The organism is Kluyvera sp. 142486 (assembly GCF_046569695.1).
Lineage (GTDB): Bacteria > Pseudomonadota > Gammaproteobacteria > Enterobacterales > Enterobacteriaceae > Kluyvera.
Genome location: NZ_JBKHUI010000002.1, coordinates 229,271 through 244,057, shown reverse-complemented (window position 1 = coordinate 244,057; position 14,787 = coordinate 229,271). Strand labels below are relative to the sequence as shown.

The window sequence follows — 14,787 nt, the reverse complement described above, 5'->3', positions numbered from 1 at the left end:
CGCGATGTGTCAGCGTGCGATTACCAATATCGACATCAGTACCGAGTATGAAGAGAGCCTCGGCAGCAAAGATGTGCACTATCAGTCGTTTGCCCGTATGGCGGCGTTTTTTGGCCGTGATATGCAGGCGCATCGACACGATCAGTTTTTCCAGATGCACTTTCTTGATACCGGGCAGATTGAGCTGCAGCTCGACGATCACCGTTATTCGGTGCAGGCACCGCTGTTTGTGTTGACGCCGCCGTCGGTACCGCACGCGTTTATTACCCAGTCGGACAGCGACGGCCACGTACTGACGGTGCGGGAAGATTTGGTCTGGCCGCTGCTGGAGGTGCTGTACCCCGGCACTCGCGAGGCGTTCGGCCTGCCGGGGATGTGCCTGTCGTTGGCGGACAAGCCCGATGAGCTGGCGGCGCTGGCGCACTACTGGCGGCTGATTGAGCGCGAGTCGACCTCCGAGCTGCCAGGGCGCGAGCACACGCTGGTGCTGCTGGCGCAGGCGGTGTTCACGCTGCTGCTGCGCAACGCGCCGCTGGATGACCATGCGGCCAGCGGCGTGCGCGGTGAGTTGAAGCTGTTCCAGCGCTTTAACCAGATGATTGATAACCACTATCACCGTCACTGGACGGTGCCGGATTACGCCAGCGAGCTGCACCTGACCGAGTCCAGGTTGACGGATATCTGCCGCCGCTTCGCCAACCGCCCGCCGAAAAAGCTGATTTTCGATAGGCAACTGCGCGAGGCCAAGCGGCTGCTGCTGTTTTCCGACAGCGCGGTGAATGAGATTGCCTGGCAGCTTGGGTTTAAGGACCCGGCCTATTTTGCCCGCTTTTTTAACCGCTTAGTGGGGTGTTCGCCGAGCGCGTTTCGCGCGCAGAAAGTACCGGTGTCGTAGTTCCCCCTCACCCTAACCCTCTCCCCATTGGGGAGAGGGGACCGACCGTGCGGTTTTCACCTACAGCGCCGCCGTTTTGTTTTTCTCCCTCGCCCCTTTGGGGAGAGGGGACCGACCGTGCGGTTTTCACCTACAGCGCCGCCGTTTTGTTTTTCTCCCTCTCCCCATTGGGGAGAGGGGACCGACCGTGCGGTTTCCACCTACAGCGCCGCCGTTTTGTTTTTCTCCCTCGCCCCTTTGGGGAGAGGGCCGGGGTGAGGGGCCATCGCACACCAAACCCGATGTAGCCCGGCCAAGCGAAGCGCCGCCGGGAACGGCACCAAACCCTACCCAGATCACAGATCCACCCCTCGCCCGAAAAGTACCAGCCGTTGACCCAAAAGTCTCTTCACCGTCTGCCCTTTAAACGCTTCAATTACGAAACAAGAACAAAACATAAATTTAACAAATCCGATGAATACTGGAGTGTACCCGAATGAAACCTGAAGATTTCCGCGCAGACACCAAACGCCCGTTAACCGGTGAAGAGTACCTGAAAAGCCTGCAGGATGGCCGTGAGATCTACATCTACGGCGAGCGCGTCAAGGATGTCACCACCCACCCTGCGTTCCGCAACGCGGCGGCGTCCGTGGGCCAGCTGTACGATGCGCTGCACAAACCGGAAATGCAGGACAAGCTGTGCTGGAACACCGATACCGGCAGCGGCGGCTACACCCATAAATTCTTCCGCGTGGCGAAAAGTGCCGACGACCTGCGTCAGCAGCGCGACGCCATCGCCGAGTGGTCACGTCTCTCCTACGGCTGGATGGGGCGCACCCCGGACTACAAAGCGGCCTTCGGCAGCGCGCTGGGCGCAAACCCGGCGTTCTACGGCCAGTTTGAGCAGAACGCCCGCAACTGGTACTCGCGCATTCAGGAAACCGGCCTGTACTTCAACCACGCGATCGTTAACCCGCCAATTGACCGTCACAAGCCGGCCGATGAAGTGAAAGACGTCTACATCAAGCTGGAAAAAGAGACCGATGCCGGGATTATCGTCAGCGGTGCGAAGGTGGTGGCGACCAACTCGGCGCTGACCCACTACAACATGATTGGTTTCGGCTCCGCGCAGGTGATGGGGGAAAATCCGGACTTCGCGCTGATGTTCGTCGCGCCGATGGATGCCGAAGGCGTGAAGCTGATTTCCCGCGCTTCCTATGAGCTGGTGGCGGGCGCAACCGGCTCGCCGTACGACTATCCGCTCTCCAGCCGCTTTGACGAGAACGACGCGATCCTGGTGATGGATAAAGTGCTGATCCCGTGGGAAAACGTACTGATCTACCGCGATTTCGATCGCTGCCGTCGCTGGACGATGGAAGGCGGTTTCGCCCGTATGTATCCGTTGCAGGCGTGCGTACGTCTGGCGGTGAAGCTCGACTTTATTACCGGCCTGCTGAAGAAATCGCTGGAGTGTACCGGTACCTCTGAGTTCCGCGGCGTGCAGGCGGATCTGGGTGAAGTGGTGGCGTGGCGCAACATGTTCTGGGCGCTGAGCGACTCGATGTGCTCCGAAGCGACCCCGTGGGTTAATGGCGCGTACCTGCCGGACCACGCGGCGCTGCAAACTTACCGCGTGATGGCGCCGATGGCCTACGCCAAGATCAAAAACATCATTGAACGTAACGTCACCAGCGGCCTGATCTATCTGCCGTCGAGTGCCCGCGATCTCAATAATCCGCAGATCGACCAGTATCTGGCGAAATACGTGCGTGGCTCCAACGGGATGGATCACGTTGAGCGTATCAAGATCTTAAAACTGATGTGGGACGCCATCGGCAGCGAGTTCGGCGGCCGTCACGAACTGTATGAAATTAACTACTCCGGTAGCCAGGATGAAATTCGCCTGCAGTGTCTGCGTCAGGCGCAGACCTCCGGCAACATGGACAAAATGATGGCGATGGTCGATCGCTGCCTGTCGGAATACGACCAGAACGGCTGGACGGTGCCACACCTGCACAACAACGCTGATATTAATCTGCTGGATAAGCTGCTGAAGTAATTCGCAGCGGGAGGTCACAATGCAATTAGATGAACAACGTCTGCGTTTTCGCGATGCCATGGCCAGCCTGTCGGCCGCCGTTAACGTCGTCACCACCGAAGGGGAAGCGGGCCGCTGCGGCATCACCGCCACCGCTGTCTGTTCGGTCACGGATTCACCGCCATCGGTGATGGTCTGTATCAACGCCAACAGCGCCATGAACCCGGTATTCCAGGGCAACGGCAAGCTGTGCATCAACGTGCTCAACCACGAGCAGGAGATCATGGCTCGCCATTTCGCCGGGATGACCGGTATGGCGATGGACGAGCGCTTCGGGCTTTCTGGCTGGCAGCGCGGCGCGCTGGAACAGCCGGTGCTGAAAGGGTCGCTGGCAAGTCTGGAAGGCGAAATTCGTCAGGTGCAGACCATTGGTAGTCATCTGGTCTATCTGGTGGAGATTCAGAACATTGCATTGGGGGAAGCGGAGAGCCACGGGCTTATCTATTTTAAACGCCGTTTTCATCCGGTGATGATGGAAGCGGAAGCCCTGGCTTGAGGGCTCCGTGGAGTCGGTTACAGATACGGGTCTTGTAGGCCTGATAAGCGTAGCGCCATCAGGCAATTCGGTGCCGATTGCCGGATGGCGGCGTAAACACCTTATCCGGCCTACAACTTACGGTTTAAAGCCGAGGCTTTCTGAAAGCGCCGCCGCCTGCTGGCGAAGCAGGGCAAGGGTAGGGCTGTCGGCATCGAGGTTCAGTATCTGCGTCTCATCAAACAGCGTGAGCGCAAAATAGATTGCGCCGCTCAGTTCAAACACCGGTGCGCTGACCGAGCTAATGCCAGGCACCGGCGCGTCATGCTGCATATCCAGGCCGAGCGCGCGGATCTGCGGAAACTCTTCACGTTTCGCCTTACTCAGCGCCTGACCGGTCGCGTTTTTATAGGCGTTAGCGATGATATCGTCAGGCATCCAGGCGCAGAAGGTGCGCCCGATGGACGACGACGCTAGCGACATCACTGACCCAAGACGAATTTCGCTATACAGGGTATGGCGCGGCTCGGTAAAGCTAATCACCGTCGGGCCATGGTTGCCCCACACGCTTAAGGCCACGCCGTGCCCGGTGCTTTCAGCAAGCAGTCGGGTGACGCGTTCCCCTTCGCGCTGCAGATTCAGATAGTGCAGCCCTAAAATCCCCAGCTCCTGCGACAGTGAACCTGCGCTGTACAGACCGCTCTGCTCGTCTTTGCTCACCAGACCCGCGCGCACCAGGCTAATCAGGTAGGGGAAGACTTTGGCCGAGCTCATCTGTGCGGTGCTGGCAATCTCTTTGAGGCTTTTGTGAGTACCGCTGGCGATAAGCGATTCCAGAATATCGGCGGCGACTTCCACCGACTGTACCCGACGCTGTGATTTTTCGCTCATTGGCAATCTCCGCTCAGGGCCAGGGCTTCCGCTTTTAGCAGGTTGCCGATCGTTACGAGTTTCTGTTCATCCAGTTGATGGGAGGCCGAGAAGGCGCTGATTGCCAGCTGCAGGTTACCGTCTCCGTCCAGCACCGGGGCCGAGAGCGCCGAGACGGAGGGCGTAGGTACGCTGCGGGAAATCGACAGGCCCTGCTCGCGGATATGCGCCAGCGCCTGCTGGAAGTCGTCGTGGCTAAACAGCTGGCGGTCATCGCGGGTGAAGGTTTGCGCCTGGATAATCTCGTTGCACGCCGCTTCAGGCATCAGGGCGGCAAACAGCTTGCCGGTGGCGGTGCGGGTGAGAGAGAGGGCGGAGCCCTGTTTAAAGCCGAGGTTCATCACCATGCCGTATTCGCGGTAGAAAATGACCACCGGGCCAAAGCGCGTCCAGACGGCGACAAAAACGTTCAACTGGTGCTGCTGGCCCAGACGTTCGACGGCGGCAATCGCGGCTTTCACTTTTGGCGCGGCGTACAGCGCGTTGATCCCCAGACGCAGCGACAGCGAACCGGGCTCGTACTTTTGCGTCACCGGGTCGCGCTTGAGCATGCCGGTGCGTTCCAGACTCACCAGATAGCTGAAAATTTGGGCGGGGGCGGAGTCGACCCGTTCGGCGATTTCGGTCAGGCTCATCGGTGCGGACTGTTCGACCATCATCCGCAGAATGTGCCCGGCGACCTCAACGCTCTGAATCCCTCGTTGTTCCGACTTCATGATGACGCTGCGCTCCAGATTGGCTTCTGAAAGAAGAGGATAGGTACTCTAGCATAGTCATCGGAGAGGGGGGAATTTCCCGGCGTCGCGTCGCTCGGGCCCGTAGCCCGGCCGAGTGACGCGACGCCGGGAGGGCTCGTTAGCTAACCAGATAGCCTCCATCCACCGGCAGCACCACACCAGTAACATAGCTTGCAGCGCTGGAAGCAAGGAAGGTCACCGGCCCCACAAGTTCCTGCGGCGACGCCACGCGCCGCAGCGGGATGTGGGTTAAATAACTTTCAAGCGTGCTTTTATTTTCCCGTGTGGCGGTAGTCATATCGGTATTCACGACCCCCGGCGCGATGGCGTTTACGCGAATGCCGTGCTCGGCCAGTTCCGCCGCTAGCGTGCGGGTCAGCTGCGCCAGGCCGCCTTTGGAAACGGCGTAAGAAAACGCAGTAGGGGCCGCCACGAAGGACTGAATCGAGGCGACGTTGATAATATTCCCTTTGCTGGCAATCAGCGACGATAAGAACGCCTTGCACATATTAAACGGCCCGAGCACGTTCACCGACAGCGTCAGGTGCAGCGCCTCGTGGGCGTCGTCAGAATCAAATGGGATGCGCTTTAAAATTCCGGCGTTATTCACCAGCACATCGAGGTGACCAATATTGGCCGTCACCTCTTCGGCCAGCGCTTCGCAGCTCTCAATATCGCTGACGTCTACGCCAAAGCTCCAGACCTTCGCACCCTGATGACGCAGTGCCGCCGCCGTCTCTTCGACTGCCGCGCTATCCACGTCGACCAGCAGCACGCGCGCGCCGGCCTTCGCCATTCCTTCCGCCATCGCCGCACCGTTACCGCGCGCCGCGCCGGTAATTAATACCAGCTTATCGTTCAGACTAAATTCGCTATTCATCTTTTTTGCTCCAGGGCTATGACGCTTTTTTGATGAGGGGGTCTGCACCGGCAACCGTCTGCCCGGCAATATACTTCGCGACGGCGTAGCCAAAGGTTAATGCCGGGCCGAGGGTGATCCCGGCGCCGGGATAGTTGCCGCCCATAATGCTGGTGGCGTCGTTGCCGATGGCATACAGCCCGTCGATAGGCGTACCGTCTTCGGCCAGCGCCCGGCAGTGTTCATCAACCGGAATTCCGTTGTAGGTGCCGATATCCCCTGGATGAATTTTCACCGCATAGAACGGCCCCCGTTCGATAGCCTTCAGGCACGGGTTTGGCTGGTGCAGAGCATCGCCCTGATAGCGGTTGTAGGCTTTCGAGCCTTTACCGAACGCTGGATCATGACCGCTGATGGCGCCCTGGTTAAAGACGGTGACCGTTTGGGTTAGACCCTGTGGGTCAATTCCGGCCTTATTTGCCAGCGCTTCCAGCGTTGCCCCTTTCAGCAGATAGCCTGATTTGAGATGGCGGCCTATTGGCAGCGGGAACGGGGCGACGCTGCCTAAACCGTAGCGGCGCAGGGTCGGGTGATCGCAGATAAGCCACGAGCAGGTTTCGCTTTCCCCTTCACAGGCGTTGATCATCGCCTGCACGTAGTCGTGGTAAGAGTTGGCCTCGTTGGTAAAACGCTGACCCCTGGCGGTGACTGCAATCACGCCGGGCTTGGCGCGGTCAATAAAGTGCGGCATCACGCCCTGGCTGCCGTCGGCGCGGGTCGTCAGCGAGACCGGAGACCACGCGGCGGCATTCGCCAGATGGCTATCAATCTTGCCGCCGAGCGCCTCAAACAGCCTGAAGGTATCGCCGGTGTTAGACTCCACCGTTGGGCTCCAGTGCTCTTTGCCAGTAGGCGCGTGGCGATAGTTGGCTTTACGGCGCTCGACGTCATGCGAGAACCCACCGGCGGCCAGCACGACCCCTCTGTCGGCGTAGACGGTAATGATTTCATTCTCTTTTTTAACCTTTGCCCCGACTACGCGCCCGTTTTCATAGAGCAGTTCCTGAATCGGTGAGTTGCGCCAGATAGGGATGTTTTTATCCAATGCTGATTTTGCCAGACGTCCCATCAGCGCATTGCCGTTGGTCAACAGCATCCCGCGGCCTAACGTCAGGGTTTCCCAGAAATGCTTCGACAGGCGCTTTGCGGCGTAGACCGCCGACTGCAGCGAGCGAGTGGCGTTCATCAGATGGCGAATATCTTTGCCGGAGCCAATCATCATACCGAATACCGTCAGTTCAGGCAGCGCGGGCTCCAGGTGCTTGAGGTTGTCGCCCAGTTCACGGGCATCGAACGGTTTTGCCACCATCGAGCGCCCGCCCTGCATCGCCCCCGGCGCTTCCGCATGATAGTCGGGGAAGGTCAGCGGCATTTCAAAATCGACCGCCGTATTTTGTAAGAAGAAGTCCACCGCCTGCGGGCCGTGCTGCAAGAAGGCTGAGACGCGGGCATCGTTGTAGCTCGCCCCGCCTTCGTGGCGCAGATAGGTTTTCACCGCCTCCGGTGAATCATCGTGGCCGTAGGCGTGCGCCAGCTTCGTGCAGGGGATCCACAGCCATCCGCCTGACCGCGCCGCCGTGCCGCCGAAGCGGTCACGTTTTTCAATCATCAGTACATCGAGCCCCTGATGCGCCGCGGTTACGGCGGCAGACATCCCCGCCGCACCCGTGCCCACCACCACTACATCACAGCGAAATTCTTTAGCATTTGACATGACATTCTCCGTTTACCACCGACGGCCATTTTCTGGTCAGTTGTCATGCAAGCTAGCAATGGGTTTGATAGTGATCAATTGTTTTGCATATGTATAATTTAGAAATGCGATCGCGGATCAAATTTTGTTGGATCGGACGGGGAGACGACTTTCGATGTCGACCGTGGTTGGGCTGGCAATGTGTGGTGAGGGAATGAATGGCGGGCAGGGGACGTATTTTTAATATTGAATAGATTAATAATTCTGGATTACCGAAATAATTCAGCCGTATTCTGTATTAGCCTGACGTTATTTATCTCAATGAGTAATTAATTAGTGCTATTAATCAGTCTAAACGCGTACGGCGATGTTATTGCGAGGTCTGTTTTTTTAATCGCGATAATGCGTCATTTATCATCTCTTCCGCCCGCTGACGGGCAAATTTTGCCAGCGTCGTTTTACTAAAATGCTGACCACAGGCGGGGCAGCATAAAGGATATTCATCAGCGGAGTTCGTTATTTTTTCAACATCAGTAATTTCTGTTGTATGGTTACATTTAGGGCATAAATATTTTATTAAAATCACAAACCGGCCTCCTTTATTCTTGCCATAAAATAGTTCAATAGCACATATTGTTAAAGCATTTATGATTATTAAATAGCCGCTCATTATGTGTTGGTTGACAAAGTGGTTGTTTTTTAACCGCACAGTTAAAGCAAGCGGAGCGCTAACGGAAAAGGACGGGAAAGCAATGGATAAGCAATTTGCGCAGGGGAGTACGAGCGAAGCCGATAAGCTCGCGGATCTTATTAACCACAACACGGATTGGATCTGGGAGGTAGACGCTCAGGGGCGCTACGTGTGGGTATCCAACGTGGTGAATAACCTGCTGGGCTACTCGGCTGAAGAGGTGCTTGGCCGCGCGCCGTTTGAGTTTATGGAACCGGCAGAATCGGAGCGGGTGCAGAAATGCTTTGGCGAGGTGCTGGCTTCCCGGCAGCCCTTCAACGGCATGATTAACCGCAACCGTCGGGCAGATGGCAGCGCGGTGATCATCGAAACCAGCGGTATTCCGCTTTTTGATGCCCAGGGAGAGTTAATCGGGTATCGCGGTATCGACCGCGACATCTCGCAGCTTGGCGAACGGGTGTTGCAGCTGGAGTCTATCTACCAGAACACGCCGCTGGCGCTGTGCGTGATTAACCGTTTTGGGCAGCTCACGAAAGCGAATAAAGCGATGGGCGAACTGCTTGGTCAGCCGGAAGATGTGCTGATTGGTCAGTGCCTGCGAGATATCATGCCGGAATGGAATTTGTTGTTTCAGCAGGATTTTATTCGTCTTGATGCCGGAGAAGAGATCGCTAGCAAAGAGGTTTTTCTCTACGGACGTTACTTCTACATTAAGCCAATGCCAGTGTATGACGCGGGCGGAAACGTGGCGGGGATCTCCTCCGCGTGGATGGATATTACCGACCGCAAGCTGGCGGAGCAGCAGCTCGCCAGCGCCAACCAGGTACTGCTGCAGTACGCCGAGCGGGACCATCTGACCGGATTGTTCAACCGCCGTTATATGGACGAACGGCTGAACTATGAGATCACCCGCGCCCAGCGTGAAGGGGCATCACTCTCACTGTGCATGGCCGACCTCGACTTTTTCAAACGCTATAACGATACCTATGGCCATCAGGCGGGCGACCGCGTGCTGAAGGCGGTGGCGGACGCGCTGAGGGGAGGGCTGAGGCCGGACGATAGCGTCAGCCGCTACGGCGGCGAAGAGTTTTTAATTATGCTGCCGGACACCGGGGCAGAGGGGGCACGAACGGTGGCCGAGCGTCTGCGCGAACGGGTGATGGATCTGAATATTGAACATGAAACCAACCCGCTTGGCGGCGTGCTGACCATCAGCCTTGGCGTGATGACCTGGGATGCGCCGCTGTACGTTTGCAGCATCCAGAGCCCGGCGGATATTGGCGCCGAGCTTATCCATAGCAGCGATGCGGCGCTCTATCGTGCCAAACAGCAGGGGCGTAATCGCGTCGTGGCGGTGTAAGCGGAACGTTCGGCAATTGATTCACCACAAAGAGGCCAATCGCTGGCCTCTTTATAATCGGGCCTACTCCTCTACTGTGATGGTAAAGAAACATGGCTTATCAACTGAACCTCAACTGGCCGGAATTTTTAGAAAAATACTGGCAGAAGCAACCGGTCGTCCTGAAGAACGCCTTCCCGAACTTCGTTGACCCGATTACCCCGGATGAACTGGCCGGTCTGGCGATGGAGATGGAAGTCGACAGCCGCCTGGTTAGCCACGCCGACGGTAAATGGCAGGCCAGCAACGGCCCGTTCGAAGATTTTGACCATCTGGGTGAGGAAAACTGGTCGCTGCTGGCGCAGGCGGTGAACCACTGGCATGAACCTTCCGCCGAACTGGTACGTCCATTCCGCGTGCTGCCGGACTGGCGGCTGGATGATCTGATGATCTCCTTCTCGGTGCCGGGCGGCGGCGTGGGGCCGCATATCGACCCGTATGACGTATTTATTATCCAGGGTATGGGCCGCCGCCGCTGGCGCGTAGGCGATGCCTTGACGTTAAAACAGCACTGCCCGCACCCGGCGCTGCTGCACGTTGAGCCCTTTACACCGATTATCGAAGTGGAAATGGAGCCGGGCGATATTCTCTATATTCCGCCAGGATTCCCGCACGATGGCTACACCTTCGAAGCCACGCTGAACTACTCCGTTGGCTTCCGTGGGCCGAACGGTCGCGATCTGATCAGCAGCTTTGCCGATTATGCGCTGGAAAACGATCTGGGCGAGAAGTACTACACCGACCCTGATCTCACCTGTCGGGAACATGCGGGTAAAGTGGAAGATCATGAACTGGAGCGTCTGCGCACCATGATGATCGATATGATCCGTAAGCCGGATGATTTCAAGCAGTGGTTCGGCAGCTTTATCAGCACGCCGCGTCATGAGCTGGATCTTGCGCCAGCCGAGCCGCCGTACGAGCCGGAAGAGGTTGCTGCCGCGCTGGAAGGTGGGGAAACCCTGCGTCGTCTGAACGGCCTGCGGGTGCTGAATATTGGCGGCTGTTTCTTTATTAACAGCGAACGGGTAGAAACCTGTGCGCCGCAGGCGCTGGACGTGCTGAGCCGCTATACCGAAGTGGATAGCACGTTGCTTGGCGAAGCGCTGCATAATCCTGCGTTTGTGGTGGAACTGACGGCGTTGATTAATCAGGGGTACTGGTTCTTTGACGAGTAAGCGGTGAGGGTGCGCGTTGTACCCTCACCCCGGCCCTCTCCCTGAAAGGGAGAGGGGGAAAACCAGCCTCACCAACGATGCGATCGGTTCCCTCGTCCCTTTGGGGAGAGGGGGAACCCCCGCACTCTCCCTCATTTCTGGTGATCCCCCCGTTTTGCAATTCATTCACAATCGTTGTATAACCTCCTTCTTATTTGGATGTTTAGATGTCCATACGTTTAGAAGGTAATAATGCAAAACACAACACAACAACAAGGTGGGCAGTTAAAGCGCACCATGAAAACCCGCCACCTGATTATGCTGTCGCTGGGTGGTGTTATTGGCACAGGGCTGTTTTTCAATACCGGCTATATCATCTCCACCACCGGCGCGGCGGGTACGCTGCTGGCCTATCTGATTGGCGCGCTGGTTGTCTGGCTGGTGATGCAGTGTCTTGGCGAGCTGTCGGTGGCGATGCCGGAAACCGGCGCGTTCCATCTTTACGCCTCTCGCTATCTTGGCCCGGCGACCGGCTACACCGTGGCGTGGCTCTACTGGCTCACCTGGACGGTGGCGCTCGGCTCGAGCTTTACCGCCGCCGGGTTCTGTATGCAGTACTGGTTCCCGCAGGTACCGGTGTGGATCTGGTGCCTGCTGTTCTGCGTACTTATTTTCGGCCTCAACGTTATTTCGACCCGCTTCTTTGCCGAAGGGGAGTTCTGGTTCTCGCTGGTGAAGGTGATAACCATCATCGCGTTTATTATCCTGGGCGGCGCGGCTATCTTTGGCTTTATCCCGATGCAGGACGGCTCGCCCGCGCCGGGGCTGTCGAACATTACCGCCGAGGGCTGGTTCCCGCACGGCGGACTGCCAATTCTGATGACCATGGTGGCGGTGAACTTTGCGTTTTCCGGCACCGAACTTATCGGCATTGCCGCCGGTGAAACCGAGAATCCGCACAAGGTGATCCCGGTTGCCATTCGTACCACCATTGCGCGGCTGATTATCTTCTTTATCGGCACCGTGTTTGTGCTGGCAGCGCTGATCCCGATGCAGCAGGCGGGGGTGGAAAAGAGCCCGTTCGTGCTGGTGTTTGAGAAAGTCGGGATTCCGTACGCGGCGGACATTTTCAACTTCGTGATCCTGACGGCGATTCTGTCGGCGGCGAACTCCGGGCTGTATGCCTCTGGCCGCATGTTATGGTCGCTTTCCAACGAACGTACGCTGCCGCGCTGCTTCTCGCAGCTGACCAAAAACGGCGTGCCGCTGGTGGCGCTGTCGGTGAGTATGCTCGGCGGGCTGTTGGCGCTGTTTTCCAGCATCGTCGCGCCGGATACCGTGTTTGTCGCGCTGTCGGCGATTTCTGGTTTTGCGGTGGTGGCGGTGTGGATTAGCATCTGCGCCTCGCACTTTATGTTCCGCCGTCGTCATTTGCAGCAGGGGAAAGCGCTGAGCGAACTGCACTATCGCGCGCCATGGTATCCGCTGGTGCCGGTGCTGGGCTTTGTGCTCTGCCTGGTGGCCTGTCTTGGCCTGGCGTTTGACCCTTCGCAGCGGATTGCGCTGTGGTGCGGGATCCCGTTTGTGGCGCTGTGTTATGGTGCCTACTATCTCACACGTTCACGCCTGACCGAGGAGGCGCCGCAGCATGCCGCAGAATAATCCCTTAACCACAATTCTGACTGACCATCCCTTTGTACTGCTCGACGGCGCGATGGCGACCGAGCTTGAGGCGCGCGGCTGCGACCTGGCCGACAGCCTGTGGTCGGCGAAAGTGCTGATGGAAAACCCACAGCTGATTTACGACGTGCATCTCGACTACTTCCGCGCCGGGGCGCAGGTGGCGATCACCGCCAGCTATCAGGCGACCCCGGACGGCTTTGCCGCGCGTGGGCTCAATGAAGCGCAGGCCCGCTCGCTGATTGCCAAAAGCGTGGAGCTGGCGAAGCAGGCTCGTGACTCGTACTACGCAGAAAACCCGGCGGCGAAGGGGCTGCTGATTGCCGGTTCCGTGGGGCCGTATGGGGCTTACCTGGCGGACGGTTCGGAATATCGCGGCGACTACCAGCGCAGCGCGCAGGTGTTTCAGGATTTCCATCGCCCACGCGTTGAAGCCTTGCTGGAGGCGGGCGTTGACCTGTTGGCCTGCGAAACCCTGCCGTCGTTTGATGAAATTCGCGCGCTGGCGCAACTGCTGGAAGCCTACCCGGTGGCACAGGCGTGGTTCTCGTTTACCCTGCGCGATGCTCAGCACCTGAGCGACGGCACGCCGCTGCGTGATGTGCTGGCGCTGCTGGCGGACTATCCGCAGATTCTGGCGGTGGGCATTAACTGTATCGTGCTGGAAAATACCGTTGAGGCGCTGGAATATCTGCACGGCCTGACGCCGCTGCCGCTGGTGGTTTATCCTAACTCTGGTGAGCATTACGATGCGGTCAGCAAAACCTGGCATCACCACGGTGAGGCCTGCGCGACGCTGGAAGGCTATCTGCCGCAGTGGCTGGCGGCCGGGGCGAAGCTGATTGGCGGCTGCTGCAGGACCACGCCGAAGGATATTGCGGCACTGAAGGCGCACTGCTGAACCTGAGTATTCCTGGGGGTACCTGTAGGCCGGATAAGGCGACGCCGCCATCCGGCAAAGTGCGCCGGACTGCCTGATGGCGCTTCGCTTATCAGGCCTACGATCTCCCCGGGACTTTTCCGGGGAAATCCCACTCCCCAACTATCTTTTGCCACTTTTCTTCTAAAAACGAATTGGAATTAACAAGCATTTTTAATTCCTTTATCAAATACCCCGCGCCGGAAATACTGCCTCCATAACAAGACATGGGAGCAGGACATTATGGCAATCGCATCGCGTTTCACCCTTATCGCCGCTACGTTGGCACTGTTGGCATTCCAGGCACAGGCCGTGGACGTCACCATCGCCTACCAAACCTCCGCCGAGCCCGCCAAGGTGGCGCAGGCGGACAATACCTTCGAAAAGCTGAGCGGAGCAAAACCGGACTGGCGCAAGTTTGACAGCGGCGCGAGCATCGTCCGCGCACTGGCCTCTGGCGATGTTCAGATTGGCAACCTCGGTTCCAGCCCGTTGGCGGTGGCCGCCAGCCAGCAGGTGCCGATTGAAGTTTTCCTGCTGGCCTCAAAGCTCGGTAACTCCGAAGCGCTGGTGGTGAAAAAAGCCATCACCAAACCTGAAGACCTGATTGGTAAACGCATTGCCGTACCGTTTATCTCCACTACCCACTACAGCCTGCTGGCGGCGCTCAAACATTGGGGCATTAAGCCGGGTCAGGTGCAGATCCTGAACCTGCAGCCACCGGCAATTATTGCCGCCTGGCAACGCGGTGATATTGACGGTGCTTACGTGTGGGCACCGGCGGTGAACGAGCTGGAAAAAGACGGCACCGTACTGACCGACTCGTCCAAAGTGGGCGAGTGGGGGGCGCCAACGCTCGACGTGTGGGTGGTGCGTAAAGACTTCGCCGACAAACATCCTGAGGTGGTGAAAGCCTTCGCCAAAAGCGCGATTGATGCCCAGCGCGGCTATATCGATAACCCGGATAAATGGCTGGCTCAACCCGAGAACATCAGCAAGCTGGCGCGCCTGAGCGGCGTACCGGAAGCGGACGTTCCGGGGCTGGTGAAGGGCAACACCTATCTCACCGCCGAACAGCAGGCGCAGGAACTTAATGGCCCGGTGAATAAGGCAATTGTCGACACCGCGCAGTTCCTCAAAGAGCAGGGCAAAGTCCCGGCGGTGGCGACCGACTACAGCCAGTACGTTACCGACCGTTTCGTGAAATAAGGGGGCCAT

General features: G+C 58.0%; 13 protein-coding genes. 8 read left to right on the top strand and 5 right to left on the bottom strand.

Features of this window, described 5'->3' with window-relative positions:
* Nucleotides 1-4 precede the first annotated feature (4 nt).
* The 3 genes from hpaA to ACLGE8_RS03395 all read left to right on the top strand — a co-directional run bounded on the left by hpaA (nucleotide 5) and on the right by ACLGE8_RS03395 (nucleotide 3,468).
* Entirely contained in the window at nucleotides 5-895 is an 891-nt protein-coding gene (gene hpaA / locus ACLGE8_RS03405) for a 4-hydroxyphenylacetate catabolism regulatory protein HpaA (protein ID WP_410996441.1), read from the top strand.
* A gap of 475 nt (nucleotides 896-1,370) precedes the next feature.
* Entirely contained in the window at nucleotides 1,371-2,933 is a 1,563-nt protein-coding gene (gene hpaB / locus ACLGE8_RS03400; protein ID WP_410996439.1) for a 4-hydroxyphenylacetate 3-monooxygenase, oxygenase component, read from the top strand.
* Between the two features lie 19 nt (nucleotides 2,934-2,952).
* Entirely contained in the window at nucleotides 2,953-3,468 is a 516-nt protein-coding gene (locus tag ACLGE8_RS03395; protein WP_410996437.1) for a 4-hydroxyphenylacetate 3-monooxygenase reductase subunit, read from the top strand.
* Between the two features lie 117 nt (nucleotides 3,469-3,585).
* Here ACLGE8_RS03395 and ACLGE8_RS03390 read toward each other — a convergent pair whose 3' ends face one another.
* The 5 genes from ACLGE8_RS03390 to ACLGE8_RS03370 form a co-directional block, all read right to left on the bottom strand.
* Nucleotides 3,586-4,338 (bottom strand): IclR family transcriptional regulator, encoded by a 753-nt coding sequence (locus ACLGE8_RS03390; protein WP_410996435.1) that lies wholly within the window; start codon nucleotides 4,336-4,338, stop codon nucleotides 3,586-3,588.
* Nucleotides 4,335-5,093 (bottom strand): IclR family transcriptional regulator, encoded by a 759-nt coding sequence (locus ACLGE8_RS03385; protein WP_410996433.1) that lies wholly within the window; start codon nucleotides 5,091-5,093, stop codon nucleotides 4,335-4,337. Before ACLGE8_RS03385 ends, ACLGE8_RS03390 begins: the two co-directional genes overlap by 4 nt.
* 139 nt (nucleotides 5,094-5,232) lie before the next feature.
* On the bottom strand, nucleotides 5,233-5,994 hold the full coding sequence (locus ACLGE8_RS03380) for an SDR family NAD(P)-dependent oxidoreductase (RefSeq protein WP_410996431.1): 762 nt from the start codon (nucleotides 5,992-5,994) through the stop codon (nucleotides 5,233-5,235).
* Nucleotides 5,995-6,010: 16 nt separating this feature from the next.
* Complete coding sequence (locus ACLGE8_RS03375) at nucleotides 6,011-7,747, bottom strand: FAD-dependent oxidoreductase (RefSeq protein WP_410996429.1); 1,737 nt, start codon at nucleotides 7,745-7,747, stop codon at nucleotides 6,011-6,013.
* 349 nt (nucleotides 7,748-8,096) lie between these two features.
* On the bottom strand, nucleotides 8,097-8,312 hold the full coding sequence (locus ACLGE8_RS03370) for an ECs_2282 family putative zinc-binding protein (RefSeq protein ID WP_410996427.1): 216 nt from the start codon (nucleotides 8,310-8,312) through the stop codon (nucleotides 8,097-8,099).
* 166 nt (nucleotides 8,313-8,478) lie between these two features.
* Here ACLGE8_RS03370 and ACLGE8_RS03365 point away from each other — a divergent pair, with 166 nt between their 5' ends.
* From ACLGE8_RS03365 to tauA, 5 genes are all read left to right on the top strand, one after another.
* Nucleotides 8,479-9,777 (top strand): diguanylate cyclase, encoded by a 1,299-nt coding sequence (locus tag ACLGE8_RS03365; RefSeq protein WP_410996425.1) that lies wholly within the window; start codon nucleotides 8,479-8,481, stop codon nucleotides 9,775-9,777.
* A 92-nt stretch (nucleotides 9,778-9,869) separates the two neighbouring features.
* Nucleotides 9,870-10,991, top strand: coding sequence for a JmjC domain-containing protein (locus tag ACLGE8_RS03360; protein WP_410996423.1), 1,122 nt, complete (start codon nucleotides 9,870-9,872; stop codon nucleotides 10,989-10,991).
* Nucleotides 10,992-11,222: 231 nt separating this feature from the next.
* Nucleotides 11,223-12,632 carry an S-methylmethionine permease gene (gene mmuP / locus ACLGE8_RS03355; protein WP_410996421.1) on the top strand — a complete coding sequence of 470 codons (1,410 nt, stop codon included), beginning with the start codon at nucleotides 11,223-11,225 and terminating at the stop codon, nucleotides 12,630-12,632.
* The gene (gene mmuM / locus ACLGE8_RS03350; protein ID WP_410996419.1) at nucleotides 12,619-13,551 is read left to right on the top strand and encodes a homocysteine S-methyltransferase; all 933 of its coding nucleotides are present in this window, start codon (nucleotides 12,619-12,621) and stop codon (nucleotides 13,549-13,551) included. Before mmuP ends, mmuM begins: the two co-directional genes overlap by 14 nt.
* Nucleotides 13,552-13,812: 261 nt before the next feature.
* The gene (tauA, locus tag ACLGE8_RS03345) at nucleotides 13,813-14,778 is read left to right on the top strand and encodes a taurine ABC transporter substrate-binding protein (RefSeq protein ID WP_410996417.1); all 966 of its coding nucleotides are present in this window, start codon (nucleotides 13,813-13,815) and stop codon (nucleotides 14,776-14,778) included.
* The last annotated feature ends 9 nt before the right edge of the window (nucleotides 14,779-14,787 follow it).